Below are 20,158 nucleotides of genomic sequence, written 5' to 3'. Positions count from 1 at the left end.
TGGGACAGTAATGCCAGTAAAGAAGTGGAAATCAGAAGATGCTGAGCCGAACGGCGTCAGACCGTCATGATCTCGGCTTCTTTCGTTGTGACGAGCTTGTCGATTTCGGCGACGAACTTGTCCGTCAGCTTCTGGACGTCGTCACCGGCACGACGCTCGTCGTCTTCCGAGATTTCCTTGTCCTTGACGAGCTTCTTCAGTTGCTCGTTGGCGTCGCGGCGCAGGTTGCGCACGGCCACCTTGGCCGTTTCGGCTTCGCTGCGAACGACCTTGGTCAGCTCGCGGCGACGCTCTTCGGTCAACGCGGGCATCGGTACGCGGATCACATCGCCATGGGTAGCTGGGTTCAGACCGAGATCCGACTCGCGGATCGCCTTTTCGACGACCTGGACCATTTTCTTTTCCCACGGCTGCACGCCGATCGTGCGCGCGTCGATCAGCGTCAGGTTCGCGACCTGCGAAATCGGCACCGGCGAGCCATAGTAGTCGCACTGGATATGATCGAGCAGGCCCGTGTGCGCACGGCCCGTGCGGATCTTTGACAGGTCGTTCTTGAACGCGTCGATGGAGCGCTGCATCTTCTGTTCAGCGCCCTTCCTGATATCAGCCACAGACATTTTTAAACCTCCGAACCTTCAAAACGGTGCGAGCCGCCCGGCACGCTCGATGCGGCGGCCCGGGCTCGCGTCAAAGCCCACGTAAAGTAAGCGAAGTTTACACGTGGACGAGGGTGCCCTCGTCCTCACCTAGCACGATGCGCTTGAGCGCACCGGGTTTGACGATCGAAAACACGCGGATCGGCAGCTTCTGGTCGCGGCACAGAGCGAAAGCCGTCGCATCCATCACCTGCAGATTGCGGCCGATCGCCTCGTCGAAGCTGATCGTGCTGTAGCGGGTCGCGCTCGAATCCTTCTTCGGATCGGCCGAATAGACGCCGTCCACCTTGGTCGCCTTCAGCACCACTTCCGCGCCGATTTCCGCGCCGCGCAATGCAGCGGCCGTGTCGGTCGTGAAGAACGGGTTGCCGGTGCCGGCCGCGAAGATCACGACCTTGCCTTCCTCGAGCTGGCGGATCGCGCGGGGCCGGATGTACGGCTCGACGACCTGGTCCATGCGCAGCGCCGATTGCACGCGCGCCTCGATGCCGGCGTGGCGCATCGCGTCCTGCAGCGCCAGCGCGTTCATCATCGTGGCGAGCATACCCATGTAGTCGGCCGTTGCGCGGTCCATACCCGCCGCACCGCCCGCGACGCCGCGAAAAATATTGCCGCCGCCGATCACCACGGCCAGTTGCGTTCCGAGACGGACCACTTCGGCCACGTCCGCCACCATTCGTTCGATGGTTCCGCGATTGATGCCGAAGGCATCGTCGCCCATCAGAGCTTCACCGGAGAGTTTGAGCAGGACGCGTTTATAGGCAATGGGCATAGGGGTATCCAGATCGCGCGGAACAGGGCAACAACAAGGGACTAATGTAGGGGTGAAATGCTGATTCGGGCAAGCACCGCCAAATTGGCGAACCCTGGGGTTCGCCAGCGGCGGCCGCGCCGCGAGGGTCAACTCGTGCGCGGCCTTGCGGCGCTGCCGACCGCAGCGAGGTGTTGCCTCGCCGCGGGTCCAAACGGTACGGCGGTGAAGCTTAGGTAACGCTTATTGTTGCTTTGCAGCAGCGACCTGGGCGGCCACTTCCGCTGCGAAGTCGTCCTGCTTCTTCTCGATCCCTTCGCCGACCACGAACAGCGCGAACTTCTGCACGCTTGAGTTGCCCGCCTTCAGCATCTGCTCGATCGTCTGCTTGTCGTTCTTCACGAACGTCTGGTTCAGCAGCGACACTTCCTTCAGGTACTTCTGCACGCTGCCGTCGACCATCTTCGCGACGATTTCAGCCGGCTTGCCCGATTCGGCGGCCTTCTGTTCAGCGATGCTGCGTTCCTTGGCGATCAGGTCCGCCGGCACGTCGTCCGACGACAGTGAGACCGGCTTCATCGCGGCGATGTGCATTGCCACGTCCTTGCCGACCTGCTCGTCCGCGCCGGTGTACTCGACCAGCACGCCGATGCGCGTGCCGTGCAGGTACGCCGCCAACTTGTTCGCGGTGTCGAAGCGCACGAAACGGCGAATCGACAGGTTTTCGCCGATCTTGCCGACCAGCGCGAGGCGCACTGCGTCTACGGTCTGGCCGTCGAGCGGCAGTGCCGACAACGCGGCGACGTCAGCCGGGTTTTGCGTCGCGACGAGTTCGGCGACCTTCTTCGAGAATGCGAGGAAGTCGTCGTTCTTCGAGACGAAGTCGGTTTCGCAGTTCAGCTCGACGAGCGAACCAGCGTTGCCGTTGATGAACGATGCGACGACGCCTTCGGCCGTCACGCGCGATGCCGCCTTGCTCGCCTTGTTGCCGAGCTTCACGCGCAGCAGTTCTTCAGCGCGCGCCAGATCGCCGTCGGCTTCCGTCAGCGCCTTCTTGCATTCCATCATCGGCGCGTCGGTCTTCGCGCGCAGTTCTGCAACCATGCTTGCGGTAATTGCCGCCATCATTTGCTCCTTGAGTTCTGTCTGTCACACGCCGCCCGCATTTCGATGCCGGCGGCAGGAATTCGTTTCAGCGTTTTCGCGCATTTTTTGCGAGCGACGCGCCACGCGTCGCCTCGAACACTCTGCCAGATGCCCGTTACGACAACTGTCATAGACGTCGCGGCTTAAAAAAAGGGGGCCTGTCGAAAGCCCCCTTTTGTGCCGGACACTGGGCAGCCTTACGCTTCCGAGTTGACCTCGACGAACTCGTCGCCGTCGCCGCCACGTGCAGCCTGGACCACTTCGTTGACCGCGTTCGCACGGCCTTCGAGGATCGCGTCGGCCACGCCAGCCGCGTACAGAGCGACGGCCTTGCTGGCGTCGTCGTTACCCGGGATCACGTAGTCCACACCTTCCGGCGAGTGGTTCGTATCGACCACGGCGATGACCGGAATGCCGAGCTTGTTCGCTTCGGTCACGGCAATCTTGTGGTAGCCGACGTCAACCACGAAGATCGCGTCCGGAATGCCGCCCATATCCTTCACGCCGCCGATCGACTTCTGCAGCTTGGCCATTTCGCGTTCGAACAGCAGCGCTTCCTTCTTGCTCATGCGCTCCGTTTCGCCGGCTTCCAGCGCCGCTTCCATGTCCTTCAGGCGCTTGATCGAAACCTTCAGCGTCTTGAAGTTGGTCAGCATGCCGCCGAGCCAGCGTGCGTTCACGAACGGCATACCAGCGCGCTGCGCTTCCTGGGCGATCGTGTCGCGCGATTGACGCTTCGTACCGACGAACAGGATCGTGCCGCGGTTCGATGCCAGCTGACGCGCGTACTTCAGCGCGTCGTTGTACATCGGCAGCGTCTTTTCGAGGTTGATGATGTGAATCTTGTTGCGATGACCGAAAATGAAGGGGGCCATCTTCGGGTTCCAGAAGCGGGTCTGGTGACCGAAGTGGACACCTGCTTCCAGCATTTGACGCATCGTAACTGCCATGAAATTCTCCACGAGGGTTGGGTCTTAAGCCGGCTGCCGCATCGGTCGCGCTCGCCCTGACTTGGGCTGGAACGCGTCGACACCCTGGGTGCGCCGGCTTGCGAATTGGTTGCCTGACACGACTTTCTCTCACTCACGACACCAGCAACCGGAGTGCCGCGAGAAGCCGTTCCGCCAAGCTGCCATGCGCGAATTTGCGGACTCGCGAATAAAAGCGGACTAGGACCGACTTAGCCAAAGATTATAGCACGCGACGACCGGCTGACTCAACCGGCCCGACCAGCGGCCGATGACCCTACGCACGGGACCGCGCCGCTGGGCCCGAAGCCCGGGCTGGCGTCCTTTGGGCCGTCAATTAGCCGATTCTGGTCGCTTTTAGCCCATTGCCGGCCGATCCAGCGCAACGACCCGGCCCCCACTGCTGTAAAATGGCTCGATTCCGCCACGCGCGAGGGATCGTTAAGGATCGACCGGCATTCCGTGCCCGGCAAACGCCCCTCCGCCAGGCCACCGCAACACCCAGCAAGCCTTATCCAGCAAGGCTTCCGAGGAAACCATGGCTATCACCATCAAAAACGAAGACGATATCGCAAAGATGCGCGTCGCCTGCCGGCTCGCGAGCGAAGTGCTCGACTACATCACGCCGTTCGTCAAGGCCGGCGTCACCACTGGCGAGCTCGACCGTCTGTGTCACGAATACATGCTGAAGGACCAGGGCACGGTCCCCGCGCCGCTGAATTACCAGCCGCCCGGCTACCCGCCCTACCCGAAAGCCACCTGCATTTCCGTCAACGACGTGATCTGCCACGGCATTCCGGGCGACAAGGCGCTCAAAACCGGCGACGCGCTGAACATCGACGTCACCGTGATCAAGGACGGCTATTTCGGCGACACGAGCCGCATGTTCATCGTCGGCGAAGGGTCGATCATGGCAAAGCGCCTCGTGCAAGCCACTTTCGAATGCATGTGGCTCGGCATCGACCAGGTGCGACCCGGCGCGCATCTCGGCGACATCGGCTATGCGATCCAGAAGCACGCCGAAGGCCTCGGCTACAGCGTGGTGCGCGAATATTGCGGACATGGCATCGGCACCGTATTCCACGAAGATCCGCAGATCCTGCACTACGGTCGCCCCGGCACCGGATTCGAACTGCAGGCCGGCATGATCTTCACGATCGAGCCGATGATCAACGCCGGCCGCCGTGACATCCGCACGATGCCCGACCAGTGGACCGTCAAGACCAAGGACCGCAGCCTGTCCGCGCAGTGGGAGCACACGGTGCTGGTCACCGAGACCGGCTACGACGTGCTGACCGTGTCGGCCGGCACGCCCGCGCGTCCGCCCGTGGTCGCGGCCACGGCCTGACCGATTCCGACCTCACCGCCTTCCTGCCAATGAGTAGCGTTCCAGCCGTCGCCCCCTCCCATGCCTCGTCGCTCAAGGCGGACTACAAAGTGGCCAAAGCCCAGTTGCTGGAACGCTTCCGAACGGCCACCAACGTCGACGCGTTGATGGCCGCCCTCGCGCGCGCCACGGACCATTCGCTGCGCGCCGCCTGGGACACCTGCGAGCTGCCCGACGACCTCGCGCTGGTCGCGGTTGGCGGCTATGGGCGCGGCGAACTCGCGCCGCACTCCGACATCGACATCCTGGTGCTGTTGCCCGACGCGCGGCTCGAGCATCTGGACGCGCGCATCGAGCGCTTCATCAGCCTCGCGTGGGATCTCGGGCTGGAACTCGGCAGCAGCGTGCGCAGCGTGTCGCAATGCCTCGAGGAAGCGGCCAACGACGTCACGGTACGTACCTCGCTGCTGGAAGCGCGCCGCATCACCGGCAGCGCCGCACTGTTCGACGATTTCGCTCGGCGCTACCGTGCGGCGCTCGACCCGAAGGCGTTCTTCCAGGCGAAGGTGCTCGAAATGCGCCAGCGTCACGCGAAGTTTCAGGACACGCCCTACGCGCTCGAGCCGAACATCAAGGAAAGCCCGGGCGGGCTGCGCGACCTGCAGCTGATCCTGTGGATCACACAGGCGGCTGGCTTCGGCAGCAGCTGGCGCGAACTCGAAGCGCGCGGACTCATCACCGAGCGCGAGGCGCGCGAGCTGCGCCACAACGAAGGCTTCCTGAAGTCGCTGCGTGCGCGGCTGCACGTGATCGCCGGGCGCCGCCAGGACATCCTGGTGTTCGACCTGCAGACGCCGGTCGCGGAAAGCTTCGGCCTCAAGCCGACCGCGACCAAGCGCGCGAGCGAGCAGCTGATGCGCCGCTACTACTGGGCCGCGAAAGCGGTCACGCAACTCGCGACGATCCTGATCCAGAACATCGAGGCGCAGCTGTTTCCGAGCACAAGCGGCATCACGCGCGTGCTGTCGGATCGCTTCGTCGAAAAGCAGGGCATGCTCGAAATCGCCTCCGACGACGTGTTCCAGCGCGAGCCGAACGCGATCCTCGAGGCGTTCCTGCTATACCAGCGCACCCCCGGCGTGAAGGGACTGTCGGCGCGCACGCTGCGCGCGATCTACAACGCCCGCGACGTGATGGACCAGCACTGGCGGCGCGATCCGGAAAATCGCCGGCTCTTCATGGAAATTCTGAAGCAGCCGGCCGGTATCACGCATGCGTTCCGGCTGATGAACCAGACGAGCGTGCTCGGGCGTTATCTGCTGAATTTCCGGCGCATCGTCGGGCAGATGCAGCACGACCTGTACCACGTGTTCACGGTCGATCAGCATATTCTGATGGTGCTGCGCAATCTGCGCCGCTTCGCGGTCGCCGAGCATGCGCACGAATACCCGTTCTGCAGCCAGTTGATCGTCAACTTCGACCGGCCGTGGGTGCTGTACGTGGCCGCGCTGTTTCATGACATCGCGAAGGGCCGCGGCGGCGATCATTCCACGCTGGGCATGGCCGACGCACGGCGCTTCTGCCGCCAGCACGGCATCGAAGGCGAGGATGGCGAGCTCGTCGTGTGGCTCGTGCAGCAGCATCTGACGATGAGCCAGGTCGCGCAGAAGCAGGACACGAGCGACCCTGAAGTGATCAGGCGCTTCGCCGAGCTGGTCGGCACCGAGCGCCGCCTGACCGCGCTCTATCTGCTGACGGTCGCCGACATCCGCGGCACCAGCCCGAAGGTCTGGAACACGTGGAAAGGCAAGCTGCTCGAAGACCTCTACCGCACCACGCTCGCCGTGCTTGGCGGTGCCCAGCCGGACGAGCATTCCGAGCTGAAGTCGCGCCAGGAAGAGGCGCTCGCGCTGCTGCGTCTCGAAACCGTGCCGGAAGGCGCGCAACGGGCGCTGTGGGACAAGCTGGACGTCGGCTATTTCCTGCGCCACGACGCGGCGGACATCGCGTGGCAGACGCGCGTGCTATATCGCCACGTCGAAACGCCGACGCCGCTCGTACGCGCGCGGCCGTCGCCGATCGGCGAGGCGCTGCAGGTGCTCGTCTACGTGAAGGACCAGCCCGATCTGTTCGCGGGCATCTGCGCGTATTTCGACCGCAACGGCCTGTCGGTGCTCGATGCGCGCGTCAGCACGACGCGCCACGGCTATGCGCTCGACAACTTCCTCGTCGCGCACACCGAAGAGGACGTGCACTATCGCGACATCGCCAATCTGGTCGAGCAGGAGCTGACCGCGCGCCTCGCGGGCCACGGCACCTTGCTGCCGGGACCGTCGAAGGGCCGGCTGTCACGGCTGTCGCGCACCTTCCCCATTACGCCGCGCGTCGACCTGCGGGCCGATGAGCGCGGCCAATACTACATCCTGTCCGTGTCGGCGAACGACCGGCCGGGCCTTCTTTATTCGATCGCGCGCGTGCTAGCCGAGCACCGGGTCGGCGTCGCCTCGGCGCGGATCAATACGCTCGGCGAACGCGTCGAGGACGTGTTCCTGCTCGAAGGACACAGCCTATCGGACAACCGCCTGCAAATTCAGGTCGAGACCGAACTGCTGCGCGCGATTGCAGTGTGAGATTTCATGCGAACCAAATTAACAGCAAAACATCCGCGGCCGGCGTCGTCCGAACGCGCCCCTGTCCGCCCCGGCAGCGCATCGGCGCGTAAGCCGACCCGTCCAGCGCGGCCGAAGCCATTCGAGGCCGAGGCCGGCGCGAAGCGTGAAGGCGCGGTATCGACGGGTGGTGGCGCGAAGCGGCCGGTCGGCGCGAAGCCGGCGGGTGCCCGTGCACGCGCGCCGCGTGCCGAAGGGTCGGGCGTGCGCGAACGGGGCACGGCTGCCGGCGGCGCACCGCGCCGCTTCGAAGGTGCGGCTGAGCGAGGCGAGCGCGGAGAGCGCGCGCCGCGTCGCTTCGAGGGCGGCGCCGAGCGTGGCGAACGCGCGCCTCGGCGCGATTTCGGCGAACGGACTGAACGCGCGCCGCGTCGTTTCGAAGGCAGCGCTGAGCGCGGCGAACGGGCGCCTCGGCGCGATTTCGGCGAACGGACTGAACGCGCGCCGCGTCGTTTCGAAGGCAGCGCTGAGCGCGGCGAACGCGCTCCTCGGCGCGAATTCGGCGAGCGTGGCGAACGCGCGCCGCGTCGCTTCGAAGGCAGCGCTGAGCGTGGCGAACGTGCTCCTCGGCGCGAATTCGGCGAGCGTGGCGAACGCGCGCCGCGTCGCTTCGAAGGCAGCGCTGAGCGTGGCGAACGTGCTCCTCGGCGCGAATTCGGCGAGCGTGCAGAACGCGCACCCCGTCGTTTCGAGGGCAATGCGGAGCGCGGCGAGCGCGCACCGCGCAGTTTTGGTGAGCGCGCACCGGGCCGCGATGCCGGCGAACGCCGTCCGTTCAGCGGTCCGCGCCCAGGCACAGGCAGGCCGCCGGAAGGCGGCGCGCGTGGCGATCGTCCGGTGCGCCGGGAGCGCGAGGCCGCCGACCGTCCGCGCTTCGGTAGCGATCGCGGTGAGCCGCAGGAGCGTCGCGGTGGCGATCGAGGCGCGCGCAGCGACAGCACCTCGCGCCGCTTCGAAAGCGAGCGCGGCGAGCGCAGCTTCGCGAAGCCGGTAAAAGGCGGCTACGGCGAACGCACCGAGCGTCGCGAGCGCCCTGCGCGCAGCTTCGACGACACGTTGCCGGCCGCGAACCGCCGCTTCGGCGACGACCGACCAGTCCGCGCCGCCAAGCCGCGGGCCTCGGCATCAGCAACGGCCCGCCCCGTCGACAGCGCCATCGACACCCCGCACCCGCCCCGCCGCGATCGCGAAGACGCGCCGGGCATGCTGCGTCTGTCGAAGCTGATGTCCAAGCTCGGCATGTGCTCGCGTCGCGAGGCCGACGAATGGATCGAGAAAGGCTGGGTCATGGTCGACGGCGAGCGCGTCGATACGCTCGGCACAAAGGTGTTCCCGGATCAGCGCATCGACATCGACCCGGCCGCCGAAGCCTTTCAGTCGAGCCAGGTGACCGTGATCGTTCACAAGCCGGTCGGGCTCGTGTCGGGCCAGGCGGAGGACGGCTATCAGCCGGCAATCACGCTCGTCACGCCGGAGAATCGCTGGGAAGGCGACCATTCGGGGATCCGCTTCTCGGCGTCGCATCTGCGCCAACTCGCGCCGGCCGGGCGTCTCGACATCGATTCGACGGGCCTGCTCGTGCTGACGCAGGACGGCCGCATCGCGAAGCAACTGATCGGCGGTCACTCGGACGTGGACAAGGAGTATCTGGTGCGCGTCGCCTACGGCGATCACACGGTCGACGTCGAAAGCCATTTCCCGGCCGAAAAAATCGCGCTGCTGCGCCACGGCCTGTCGCTCGACGACGTCGCGCTGAAGCCCGCGCAGGTCAGCTGGCAGAACGGCGAGCAGCTGCGTTTCGTGCTGCGCGAAGGCAAGAAGCGTCAGATTCGCCGCATGTGCGAACTGGTCGGTCTCGAGGTGGTGGGCCTGAAGCGCGTGCGCATGGGCCAGGTGATGCTCGGCGCGCTGCCGCCGGGACAGTGGCGCTATCTGTCGGAAGACGAGTCGTTCTGAGGTCCGTCCAATGCGCCTCCTTGCTGAGAGCGGGCGCATCGGCACAACAAAAAACCCACGCCGAAATGGCGTGGGTTTTTTGTTGGCGGCAGTTGTGTCAGTCGTCGCTATTCGGATCGAGATCCGGGAACAGGACTTCGGTAAAGCCGAACTTCGAGAAATCGGTAATCCGCATCGGATACAGCTTGCCGATCAGATGATCGCATTCGTGCTGCACAACCCGTGCGTGAAAACCCTCGGCGACCCGGTCGATCGGATTGCCGAACTGATCGAAGCCGTGATAACGGATCATCGAAAACCGGCTCACCACGCCGCGCAGCCCCGGCACCGACAGGCAACCTTCCCAGCTTTCTTCCATGTCCTGCGAGACCGGCGTGATGGTCGGGTTGATCAGCACCGTCTCCGGCACCGGCGGCGCGTCCGGATAGCGCTCGTTCGAACCGAAGCCGAAGATCACCACCTGCAGATCGACGCCGATCTGCGGCGCGGCGAGACCCGCGCCGTTCGCCGCGTGCATGGTCTCGAACATGTCTTCCACGAGCCGGTGCAGCTCGGGCGTGTCGAAGTGAGCGACCGGCTCGGCGATTCGCAGCAGGCGCGGATCGCCCATCTTTAGAATGTCGTGAATCATCAGTGCCCCTCCAGGAGCTTGCGCATACCATCTTCGTCGAGTACGGGGATGCCAAGTTCCTCCGCCTTCGCGAGTTTGCTGCCCGCGTCGGCCCCCGCCACCACGTAACCGGTTTTCTTCGATACCGACCCCGCCACCTTCGCGCCGGCTGCCTCGAGCATTTCTTTCGCGTCCTCGCGCGACAGGTTTGGCAGCGTACCGGTCAGCACGACCGTCTGCCCGGCCAGCACGCCCTGCGGCGCCTTCGGCGCGGGCGGCCCCTCGGGCCACGTGACCTTGCCCGGCGCGCGCAGCTGTTCGATCACCGTGCGGTTGTGGTCCTCGGCGAAGAACTGGTGGATCGATTCGGCGACGACCGGCCCCACATCGTTGACTTCGAGCAGTTCCTCCAGCGACGCATCCATGATCGGATCGAGCGAGCCGAAGTGCTTCGCGAGATCCTTCGCGGTCGATTCGCCGACATGGCGAATCCCCAACGCGTAGATAAAGCGCGCGAGCGTCGTGTGCTTGGCCTTTTCGAGCGAGTCGAGCAGGTTCTGCGCGGACTTTTCGGCGAAGCGGTCGAGTTCCGCGAGCGTCGCGAAGCCGAGGTTGAATAGATCGGCCGGCGTACGGACCAGGTTCTGTTCGACCAGTTGATCGATGATCTTCTCACCGAGGCCGTCGATATCGAGCGCGCGGCGCTGCGCGAAGTGCCACAGCGCCTGCTTGCGCTGCGCCGGACAGAAGAGCCCGCCCGTGCAGCGCGCGATCGCCTCGTCGGGCAGCCGCTCGATCGCCGAACCGCACACCGGGCACTGCGTCGGCATCACGAACTCGCGCGCGTCGGCCGGACGACGCTCGAGCAGCGCGTTGACCACCTCCGGAATCACGTCGCCAGCGCGCCGCACGATCACCGTGTCGCCGATGCGGATGTCCTTGCGGCGCACTTCGTCCTCGTTGTGCAAGGTCGCGTTCGTGACCGTCGCGCCGCCGACGAACACCGGTTCCAGCCGCGCGACCGGTGTGATCGCGCCGGTGCGGCCGACCTGCACGTCGATCGCGACGAGCTTCGTCAGCGCTTCCTGCGCGGGGAATTTGTGCGCGAGCGCGAAGCGCGGCGCGCGCGACACGAAACCGAGCGCATCCTGCTCGTCGCGCCGGTTGACCTTGTAGACCACGCCGTCGATGTCGTAGGGCAGCCTGTCGCGCTTCTCGCCGACCGCGTGGAAGAAGCCGAGCAGGCCTTCGGCGCCCTGCACGACCGCGCGCTCGCCATTGACCGGCAAGCCCATCTCCTTGTACCAGTCGAGCAGTTCGCTATGGGTGGCCGGCATCTCGATGCCTTCGAGCACGCCGATGCCATACGCGAAAAACGACAGCGGCCGCTGCGCGGTGATCTTCGAATCGAGCTGCCGCAAGCTGCCCGCCGCCGCGTTGCGCGGGTTCGCGAATTCGCGTTGTTCGGCGGTGCGCTGGCGTTCGTTCAGGCGCTCGAAATCGCGCTTGAACATCAGCACTTCGCCGCGCACGTCGAGCACGCGCGGCACGCGCTTACCCTTCAGCTTCAACGGAATCGAGCGAATCGTGCGGACGTTTTCGGTGACGTTCTCACCGGTTGTGCCGTCACCGCGCGTGGAAGCCTGCACGAACACGCCGTCGACGTAGCGCAGCGAGATCGCGAGGCCGTCGAATTTCAGCTCGGCCGCGTAGTCGACGGGGACCGGCGGCTCGCTCGCGTTGTTGCCGAGCGCGTCGCCGATGCGCTTGTCGAACGCGACGATGTCTTCGTCGGCGAAACCGTTGTTCAACGACAGCATCGGCAGATCGTGCACGACCGGCTCGAAACCGCTCGCGGCCTCGCCGCCGACGCGCTGCGTCGGCGAATCCGGCACGATCAGATCGGGATGCTCGGCCTCGATGCGCTCCAGCTCCTTGAACAGCTTGTCGTACTCGGCGTCCGGCAGGTCCGGTTGATCGAGCACGTAATACGCGTAGTTCGCGCGTTCGAGTTCCGCGCGCAACCACACGGCCCGCTCGGCCGGAGCGCTGGTTGCAGAAGGAGGGACGGAGGATCGGGCCATGCTGTCGGAAGCTTCTCGAGAAGAAAGTCGGACATCGGATTATCGCAGGAAGCGTGCCCCTTTACATCGCTGAATCGGGGCGGGCCGCGCTGCGACGTAAGCCGGAAACGACGACGGCCGCACATCGTGCGGCCGTCGTCAAAACGCGTAGAACGCTGCAAAGGCTTACTGGCTGAACAGGCGCCGCGTGGCCGGCGAACCCGCCGGAATACCCGCCTGTTCGAGCTTCGCGTACAGCGTCATCAACTGTTTTTCGATCGCGAGCAGCGCGCTTTCCGGCAGCGGCCGGCGACCGTCGTCGACCACGCGTCCGCCGATGCGCTCGGCCAGCGACTTCGCGTAATCGCACATCAGCCGGAACGGCAGGATGTCTTCGTCGGCGACCGGCACGTCGAGCACCAGCGTAATCATCTCGCCGCCTTTGTACGTGAGATCGTCGCGCAGGAAATTGGTGTCGCCGAACTGCAGCATGAACACCGGGCTTTGCCGCGAGTCGAGCTTGACGAAGCGCGTGCCGTCGCGCGACAGCAGCAGACCGTCCTGCGATGCGACCGCCTGCACGTAGTTGGCCGACCACGGCGCGCCGTCCGACAGCACGTTGATCGACAACTGCGCGTCGCACTGGGCGGCAAAGCCGTCAAGCTCGCGCGCCATCGCGACGGTTTCGAGCATGTCGGGGAATTCCGGCGCCGCGTCGAGCGCATCGGCGAACTGCTGTACGCCGCTCACGAACTCGGAAAATTCGAGCTCGTTCAGCGCGCCGCTACGGTTCGCGAGCTGCGCGGCCGCGCGCAGCTCTTCGTAGCGCGTGCCGTTCTGCAGCAGCTCCCACGCGCCACCGCCTTCGGGCTTGCCTTCGATGTGCACGGGCTTGCTGCCCGCGCGACGCAAGCGCTGCGCGAGCGGAAGCATCTTGTCGCCGGCCACGGGGCCGTTCAGCCGGATCGGCACGATACAGTCGATGCGCCGATCGACGATCGCGGGCGGCGCCGACGAAATCGTCGTGGCGGCCGGCAGGATCGGTTCGACCCGCTCGTGCCCGGCGGACGCGGGCCGCTCCGCGTGCGCGCCCGGCGCCGCCGCATGTTCGCCTTCGCCCACGGTATCGCCGTCCGCCGATGGATAACCGTTCGGCGACGTCATCTCGGCCTGGATATCGGCCGGTGTATCGAGCGGTGCGGCGCCCGCGCCGAACGTCGGCTCGACGCGCACCGCGGTCGGGCCCGCCGCCGCCTCGGCGCTCACGCTCGGCTCGCGCCGCGTGGTCGGCCGGGCCGGCTCGATGAACGGGCTCTGCTCCTCATGCTCGTCCCGCGCAAAGCTCTCGGCGGTGTCGGCCGGCATCGACCGCGGCATCTTGCGGCGCACCTTCGCGCCCTGCCACGCGTTGTACACGACCACGCCCCCCACCACCACGGCACCCGCGCCGATCAAACCGAGTGTCAACTCGTCCATGCATGCTCCATCAGCAATTCTTCTATCCGCGCGGGCCTGTCGTCCGCTCCACGTACCGCGCGGCGCTCATCGAGGCCGCTGCGCTGGATGCGGATGCCCGCGAAAGCGTTAACTCAAACGATATTCTGGGCGAAACCCGCCGCCGATTCCATGTCGACCGCGACGATCCGCGAGACGCCCTGCTCCTGCATCGTCACGCCGATCAGCTGCTGCGCCATCTCCATCGCGATCTTGTTGTGCGAGATGAACAGGAACTGGGTTTTGTCCGACATCGCCCGTACCAGATTCGCGAAACGCTCGGTGTTGGCGTCGTCGAGCGGCGCGTCCACTTCGTCGAGCAGACAGAACGGCGCCGGATTCAGCTGGAACATCGCGAACACGAGCGCGGTCGCGGTCAGCGCTTTCTCGCCGCCCGACAGCAGGTGAATCGTCGAATTCTTCTTGCCCGGCGGTTGCGCCATCACCTGCACGCCGGCGTCGAGAATTTCGTCGCCGGTCATGATCAGCTTCGCCTGGCCGCCGCCAAAGAGACGCGGGAACAGCTCGCCGAAATGACGGTTCACTTCGTCGAACGTGCTTTGCAGCAGCGTGCGCGTTTCGGCGTCGATCTTGCGGATCGCGTCTTCGAGCGTTTCGATCGCGCTCGTCAGGTCGGCCGACTGCGAATCGAGGAAGCTCTTGCGCTCGGTCGCGGCCTTCAGCTCGTCGAGCGCGGCCATGTTGACCGGCCCCAGCGCCATGATCGCGTTGTTGATGCGCGTGACTTCGCCCTGCAGGTACGACGGCTTCATGTCCGCCGTCAGCTTGGCTTGCAGTTCGGCTTCATCGACACCGGCCGCGGCCAACTGCTCGACGAACTGCTCGCCGTTGATGCGCGCGGCCTGTTCCTTCAACTGCAATTCATTGATGCGGTCGCGCAGCGGCTGCAGGGCGCGCTCGGCGGTGAGGCGCGTTTCGTCGGCCGAGCGCAGCTTCGCGGTCAGGTCGTCAAGCTCGACGCGCGCGGCGCGCAGCGCCTCTTCTTTCACGGCGCGGATGTCGAGCGCGTCCTGCAGACCGGTGTGCGCGGTCTGCTCGTTGATCGTTTCCAGTTCGGCGCGCGCGTCTTCGAGCGCGCCCGCGACGCGCTCGCTCTGCTCGTGCGCGACCTGGATGCTGCGCTTCAATTCGTCGATGCGGTTCGCCATGTTGCGCGCCGCGAAGCGCGCGTCGGTAGCGGCGCGGTCGAGGTCGCGTGCTTCGCCGCGGGCCGTCGTCAGTTCTTCGTCGAGTGCTTCGAACGCGAGCTGGTGGTCTTCGAAGCGCGCCTGCAGTTCGGCGAGCTCGCCGTCGTGACGCTCGAAGTTCGCTTCCGACTCGGCGCGCAGCGCCCGCTGCTCGTCGATCTGCGCGGCGATCTCTTCGAGTTCCTCGCGAATCTGCGTGCTGCGCTGCGTGTAGCGTTCGTGCGCCTGGGTGAGCCTCAGCACGTCCATCTGCAACGCGTGCACCCGCTGCGTCGCGCGTTCGGCCTGCTGGCGCAGCTCGGCGAGCGCCTGCGCGGCTTGCGTGTGCGCGGCTTCGGCGCGGATCGCGGCGGCCTTCGCCTCGTCGGCAAGCAATGCCTGTGCGCGCACCTGGCGGCCGAGGTTTTCGATTTCCTGCTGACGCGCGAGCATGCCGGCCTGTTCGGAATCGGCCGCATACAGCTGCACGCCGACGCGCGTGACCACGTGCCCCGCCTTGACGACGAACGCGCCGCCCTCGGGCAGCTGTGCGCGCATCGAAAGCGCCTGCTGCAGATCGTCGGCGACGAACGCGAGGCCCAGCCAGTCGGTCAGCACCGCGCGGATGCCCGCGTCCTCGATGCGCACGAGCGACAGCAGCGAGCGCAGCGCGCCCGCCGCCGGGGCCGGCTGACCAGCCGCGGGCGGCGCGTAGAACGCCAGCTTGGCCGGTGGCGCGTCGGTTGCGAACGCCTTGACCCAGTCGAGATTCGACACCTCGAGCGCGGCGAGGCGCTCGCGCAGCACCGCTTCGAGCGCGGTTTCCCAACCGGCCTCGACATGCAGCTTCTTCCACAGACGCGGCAGGCTGCCCAGCTCGTGTTTGTCGAGCCACGGCTGGATCTTGCCTTCGGTCTGCACGTTTTCCTGCAACTGCCTGAGCGCGGCGAGGCGCGCGTCGAGCTGATGGATCTGCGCGCTTTCGGCCTGCACGCGCTCCTGCGCGGCGCGGCGTTCACCGTCGAGCCGCGGCAGTGTTTCCTGCGCGTCGGCGAGGCGGCCCTGCGCGTCGTGAAGGATTTCCTCGTGCTCGGCGAGCTGCATGCGCAACTCCTCGAGCTGCGCCTCGTCGGGCGCGTCGAGGCCACCCTCTTCCGATTTCAGCCGCTCATGGCGCTGCTGCAGCTGCTGCAACTGCTGATCGGCATTGCGCTGATGCGCGGCTTCGAGCTTCAGCGCCTGCTCGGTCTGCGCGATGCCGCCGCGCTCGGTGTTCAGCTCCGCCTGAGCGTCGCGCCAGCGCGCTTCGAGGGCGGGCAGCGCATCGTGCTTCGCGGCGGCGTTCTGTTCGGCGAGCACGGCTTTTTCTTCAGCGACGGCCAGTTGCTCTTCAGCGTCGGCGATATCGTCCCGCGCCTTGTCGGCCTGCGATTGCCACTGCTCGCGCTGCGCGGTCAGCGCGGCGATCTGCGCCTGCACGCGGTTGCGCGATTCGACGATGAAGCGGATCTCGGCTTCCAGCCGGCTCACTTCCGCGTTCGCCTCGTACAGCGCGCCCTGCGCGCCTTGCATCGCGTCGCTCGCCGAATAGTGCGCGACGCGCAGCGTTTCGAGTTCCGCCTCGACTTCGCGCAGCTTCGCGGTTTGCGCCTCGAGGTCGATCTGCGCCTGCTCGATCGCGCGTTGCTGGCGCTGCTGCTCGCCTGCCGCCTCGTTCTTGCGCAGCAACCACAACAGACGCTGTTTTTCCTCGCCGTCGCTTTGCAGCTCGCGATAACGCGTCGCGACGACCGCCTGCCCCTCGAGCTTCTCGAGATTCGCGCCGAGCTCGCGGACGATGTCCTCGACGCGCGTCAGGTTCTCGCGCGTGTCGTGCAAACGGTTCTCGGTCTCGCGGCGGCGCTCCTTGTACTTCGACACGCCGGCGGCTTCTTCGAGGAACACGCGCAGCTCTTCGGGCTTCGCCTCGATCAGCCGCGCGATCATGCCCTGCCCGATGATCGCGTACGCACGCGGCCCGAGGCCGGTGCCGAGGAAGATGTCCTGGATGTCGCGGCGCCGCGCCGGCAGATTGTTGATGTAGTAGCTCGACGTGCCGTCGCGCGTCAGCACGCGCTTCACGGCGATCTCCGCATACTGGCCCCACTGGCCGGCGGCGCGGCCGTCCGCGTTGTCGAACACGAGTTCGACGCTCGCGCGGCTGCCGGGCTTGCGGGCGGTCGAGCCGTTGAAGATCACGTCCTGCATCGACTCGCCGCGCAATTCAGAGGCGCGCGATTCGCCGAGCACCCAGCGCACGGCGTCGATGATGTTGGATTTGCCGCACCCATTCGGACCGACCACGCCAACTAACTGGCCTGGGACCTGGAAATGCGTGGGATCGACGAAGGATTTGAAACCAGCGAGTTTGATCGAGGTGAGCCGCACGGCGATTTCGCTGTTTGAAAAGAGAGAGTGATAGGTGGCTCGCGAGGTTGCGCCAGTCGTTCACCGCCGCAGCGGGACGGCCCCACGCAACCTCGCGAGCCTTCGCAATTTGGTTGCCGGCTGCATGCGCTCATGCACATCTGAGGCACACGCAGGTACGCATGCGCCGGCTAATGAGGGGGAATCATACCATCGCGCGTGGACGATTCTTACCGTCCTTTCGGTGCTCGTCGCTGTCGCCGTCAGGGCCGGGTTCGTCACCGCGGTGGTCACCGCGTTTGCCACGGCATTGACCACCGCGTCCATCGTCGCCGCCGGGCCCGTCCGTGTCCCCAATGGCGGGATCGGGCGGCGCCAATTTCGTCCGATGCACCCAGCTCGACAAGGCCGACGCGAGCACGATGCACGCGCCGCCGGCCCATTCGCGCGGGCCCGGTACTTCGCCGGCGAACAGCCACGCCGACAGCGCCGTCACGACGAGTTCGAACAGCATGATGATCGACGCGCGATTGGCCGGCACGCGCGAGAGCCCGTATTGCACGAGCATGTTGTTCGACGCGAGCAGCAGACCGAGACCGAGCACCAGCAGCGCCGCGGTGCCGAGATGTGCGCCGACGGGCGGCGCGGGCATCGGCTCGAACAGCGACGCCAGCGCGCCGAACAGCGCCGCGCCGCCGAAGATCACCGCGGTGCGCATTTCGGGCTTCATGTCCGGCAGCACGCGGCTCGTCTTCAGGATCAGCACGTTGCTCATCGCGAAGCCCATGCCGCCGGCGAGCCCGGCCCATTCGGCGGGATTGCCGGGTACCGGAATGCCGAGACGCGGCGACCATAGCATCGTCATCGCGCCCGCGAGCGACAGCGCGGCCAGCGCCGCGCCCGACCACGTGAGGCGCTCGTGCAGGATGAAATGCGCGAACAGCGCGGTCCACGCGGGCGTCAGATAGAACAGCAGCAGCACGCGCATCACCTGACCGTGGATCGCGCCCCACACGAAGCCGAGATTCGTGACACCCGCGGCGAGCGCGAGCGCCGGCAGCAGCCAGTGCCACCGCACGGTCTTCAGCGCGCCATTCCGCACGAGCAGCACGAACAGGCAGCCGGTGCCGCTCGTGAGCGCGCTCGCGGCGGTGCCGGTCACGCCGAGCGCGGCCAGCATCCGCAGCGGATACCAGACCATCCCCCAGACCGACGCGCCCAGCATGATCGCGAGCGTCGGCCAGCCGTTGCGAAGCCAGTTGGTCATGGGGCGGGACTCCGACGGGCGTCGTGGGCGGGTCGTATGAGGGTCCAGCCGGCCGTCTCCTGAACTGCTGCGTACATTGCTGCTCCTGCGTATTCTTTTACGCGAACCGTGGCGGATTCGCGCCGTTCCCGCCGCGGCGCCCCGGTGCGCGGCCTCGCGGATTGCTCCCGCGCCGCGCGCCAGGCTCCCGCCTGGTCCGCGGGCGCGCCACGCTATAATCGTCCGTTCGCCGCCACTGGTGGCCGGCTCGTCGCTGGCCAGTCCATCGCGCGCAGGGATGCCGATTCATGATTGATGCACCGCCGCCCGCCGGCGCGCGTGCCCGGTTGTCCCGCCTTTCATCCGCGTCCATTCCGATCAGGCCATTTCGTCCGTGAATCCGCTACTCGACTCCCTTCAGCCCTATCCGTTCGAAAAGCTGCGCCTGCTTTTCAAGGACGTCACGCCGCCGGCCGGCCTCGCGCATATCAGCTTCGGCATTGGCGAGCCGAAACATCCGACCCCGCCGCTGATCCGCGACGCCGTCATCGATTCGCTCGGTGGCCTCGCCGCGTATCCGGCCACGCTCGGCTCGTCGCCGCTGCGCGAGTCGATCGCCAAATGGGTCACGCAACGCTACAACCTGCCGCCGCTCGATCCGCTGACCGAGGTGCTGCCGGTGGCGGGCTCGCGCGAGGCGCTGTTCGCGCTCGCGCAGACGGTGCTCAATCCGCGCCGCGATGCTGACGGCGAGCCTGCGATCGTACTCTGTCCGAACCCGTTCTACCAAATCTACGAAGGCGCGGCGCTGCTCGGCGGCGCGCAGCCGTACTTCGTCAACAGCGACCCGGCGCGCAACTTCGCGTGCGACTACTCGACGGTGCCCGCCGACGTGTGGGCGCGCACGCAACTGCTGTACGTCTGCTCGCCGGGCAACCCGACCGGCGCCGTCCTCACGCTCGACGACTGGCGCGAGCTGTTCGCGCTATCGGACCGCTACGGCTTCGTGATCGCTTCGGACGAGTGCTACTCGGAAATCTATTTCGACGAGTCCAAGCCGCCGCTCGGCGGCCTCGAAGCGGCCCACAAGCTCGGACGCGGTTTCGAGCGCCTCGTGATGCTGTCGAGCCTGTCGAAGCGCTCGAACGTGCCGGGCATGCGCTCGGGCTTCGTCGCCGGCGACGCCGCGATTCTCAAGGCATTTCTGCTGTACCGCACGTACCACGGCACGGCGCTGTCGACCGTGTTCCAGAGCGCGAGCGTGGTCGCGTGGAGCGACGAGACGCACGTGCGCGAGAACCGCGCCAGGTACCTGCGGAAGTTCACGACCGTCACGCCGATGCTCGCCGAGGTGCTCGACGTGCGCCTGCCCGACGCCGCGTTCTACCTGTGGGCCAACGTCGAGCGCACCGGCCTCACGGACACCGAGTTCGCCCAGCGCCTCTACGCCGACTATAATGTGACGGTTCTGCCGGGCTCGTTCCTCGCGCGCACCGCGCATGGCGTGAACCCCGGCCGCAATTTCGTGCGCCTCGCGCTCGTCGCCGACGTCGACGAATGCACGGCGGGCGCGCAGCGGATCGTCGAATTCTGCCGCTCGCTCAGTGTCAACTGAGCGCAGCCTGAGCCTCGCTTGAGCTACACGGCATCCCCTTCTTCAGACTTCAACCCTTCAGATA

13 protein-coding genes are annotated in these 20,158 nt (G+C 66.3%); 4 read left to right on the top strand and 9 right to left on the bottom strand.

Annotated elements, in window-relative coordinates; all coding sequences use genetic code 11:
- Positions 1–56 precede the first annotated feature (56 nt).
- The 4 genes from frr to rpsB all read right to left on the bottom strand — a co-directional run bounded on the left by frr (position 57) and on the right by rpsB (position 3,503).
- Positions 57–617 (bottom strand): ribosome recycling factor, encoded by a 561-nt coding sequence (frr, locus tag OKW44_RS18510; RefSeq protein ID WP_013089702.1) that lies wholly within the window; start codon positions 615–617, stop codon positions 57–59.
- A 97-nt stretch (positions 618–714) separates the two neighbouring features.
- Complete coding sequence (gene pyrH / locus OKW44_RS18505; protein ID WP_018417648.1) at positions 715–1,428, bottom strand: UMP kinase; 714 nt, start codon at positions 1,426–1,428, stop codon at positions 715–717.
- Positions 1,429–1,650: 222 nt separating this feature from the next.
- Positions 1,651–2,532: a translation elongation factor Ts gene (gene tsf / locus OKW44_RS18500; protein ID WP_018417647.1), complete on the bottom strand. Its 882-nt coding sequence runs from the start codon at positions 2,530–2,532 to the stop codon at positions 1,651–1,653.
- 218 nt (positions 2,533–2,750) lie between these two features.
- The gene (gene rpsB, locus OKW44_RS18495) at positions 2,751–3,503 is read right to left on the bottom strand and encodes a 30S ribosomal protein S2 (RefSeq protein WP_018417646.1); all 753 of its coding nucleotides are present in this window, start codon (positions 3,501–3,503) and stop codon (positions 2,751–2,753) included.
- Positions 3,504–3,978: 475 nt separating this feature from the next.
- Between rpsB and map the strand changes: the two genes are divergently transcribed.
- Genes map through OKW44_RS18480 form a run of 3 tightly spaced genes read left to right on the top strand, consistent with a single transcriptional unit; the run spans position 3,979 to position 9,473 of the window.
- Positions 3,979–4,869 (top strand): type I methionyl aminopeptidase, encoded by an 891-nt coding sequence (gene map, locus OKW44_RS18490; RefSeq protein WP_275426068.1) that lies wholly within the window; start codon positions 3,979–3,981, stop codon positions 4,867–4,869.
- A 29-nt stretch (positions 4,870–4,898) separates the two neighbouring features.
- Positions 4,899–7,478 carry a [protein-PII] uridylyltransferase gene (locus tag OKW44_RS18485; RefSeq protein WP_026225316.1) on the top strand — a complete coding sequence of 860 codons (2,580 nt, stop codon included), beginning with the start codon at positions 4,899–4,901 and terminating at the stop codon, positions 7,476–7,478.
- Between the two features lie 6 nt (positions 7,479–7,484).
- The gene (locus OKW44_RS18480) at positions 7,485–9,473 is read left to right on the top strand and encodes a pseudouridine synthase (RefSeq protein ID WP_084753954.1); all 1,989 of its coding nucleotides are present in this window, start codon (positions 7,485–7,487) and stop codon (positions 9,471–9,473) included.
- A gap of 97 nt (positions 9,474–9,570) precedes the next feature.
- Here OKW44_RS18480 and def read toward each other — a convergent pair whose 3' ends face one another.
- The 5 genes from def to OKW44_RS18455 all read right to left on the bottom strand — a co-directional run bounded on the left by def (position 9,571) and on the right by OKW44_RS18455 (position 18,500).
- On the bottom strand, positions 9,571–10,104 hold the full coding sequence (def, locus tag OKW44_RS18475) for a peptide deformylase (RefSeq protein ID WP_018417641.1): 534 nt from the start codon (positions 10,102–10,104) through the stop codon (positions 9,571–9,573).
- Positions 10,104–12,167: an NAD-dependent DNA ligase LigA gene (gene ligA / locus OKW44_RS18470; protein WP_026225314.1), complete on the bottom strand. Its 2,064-nt coding sequence runs from the start codon at positions 12,165–12,167 to the stop codon at positions 10,104–10,106. The genes def and ligA overlap by 1 nt, the downstream gene beginning before the upstream one ends.
- Before the next feature lie 165 nt (positions 12,168–12,332).
- On the bottom strand, positions 12,333–13,622 hold the full coding sequence (locus OKW44_RS18465) for a cell division protein ZipA C-terminal FtsZ-binding domain-containing protein (protein ID WP_018417639.1): 1,290 nt from the start codon (positions 13,620–13,622) through the stop codon (positions 12,333–12,335).
- Between the two features lie 113 nt (positions 13,623–13,735).
- A complete protein-coding gene (gene smc, locus OKW44_RS18460; RefSeq protein WP_018417638.1) occupies positions 13,736–17,254 on the bottom strand; it encodes a chromosome segregation protein SMC in 3,519 nt (1,172 codons plus the stop codon).
- A gap of 184 nt (positions 17,255–17,438) precedes the next feature.
- Positions 17,439–18,500: a DMT family transporter gene (locus OKW44_RS18455; protein WP_018417637.1), complete on the bottom strand. Its 1,062-nt coding sequence runs from the start codon at positions 18,498–18,500 to the stop codon at positions 17,439–17,441.
- 373 nt (positions 18,501–18,873) lie between these two features.
- On the opposite strand from OKW44_RS18455, the gene dapC reads away from it, so the two are divergent.
- Positions 18,874–20,094: a succinyldiaminopimelate transaminase gene (gene dapC / locus OKW44_RS18450; protein ID WP_018417636.1), complete on the top strand. Its 1,221-nt coding sequence runs from the start codon at positions 18,874–18,876 to the stop codon at positions 20,092–20,094.
- The last annotated feature ends 64 nt before the right edge of the window (positions 20,095–20,158 follow it).

Source organism: Paraburkholderia lebeckiae (genome assembly GCF_050436325.1).
GTDB classification, from domain to species: domain Bacteria; phylum Pseudomonadota; class Gammaproteobacteria; order Burkholderiales; family Burkholderiaceae; genus Paraburkholderia; species Paraburkholderia tuberum.
Note: the sequence above shows the minus strand (reverse complement) of the source record. Positions and strands in the feature narration are given on the sequence as shown.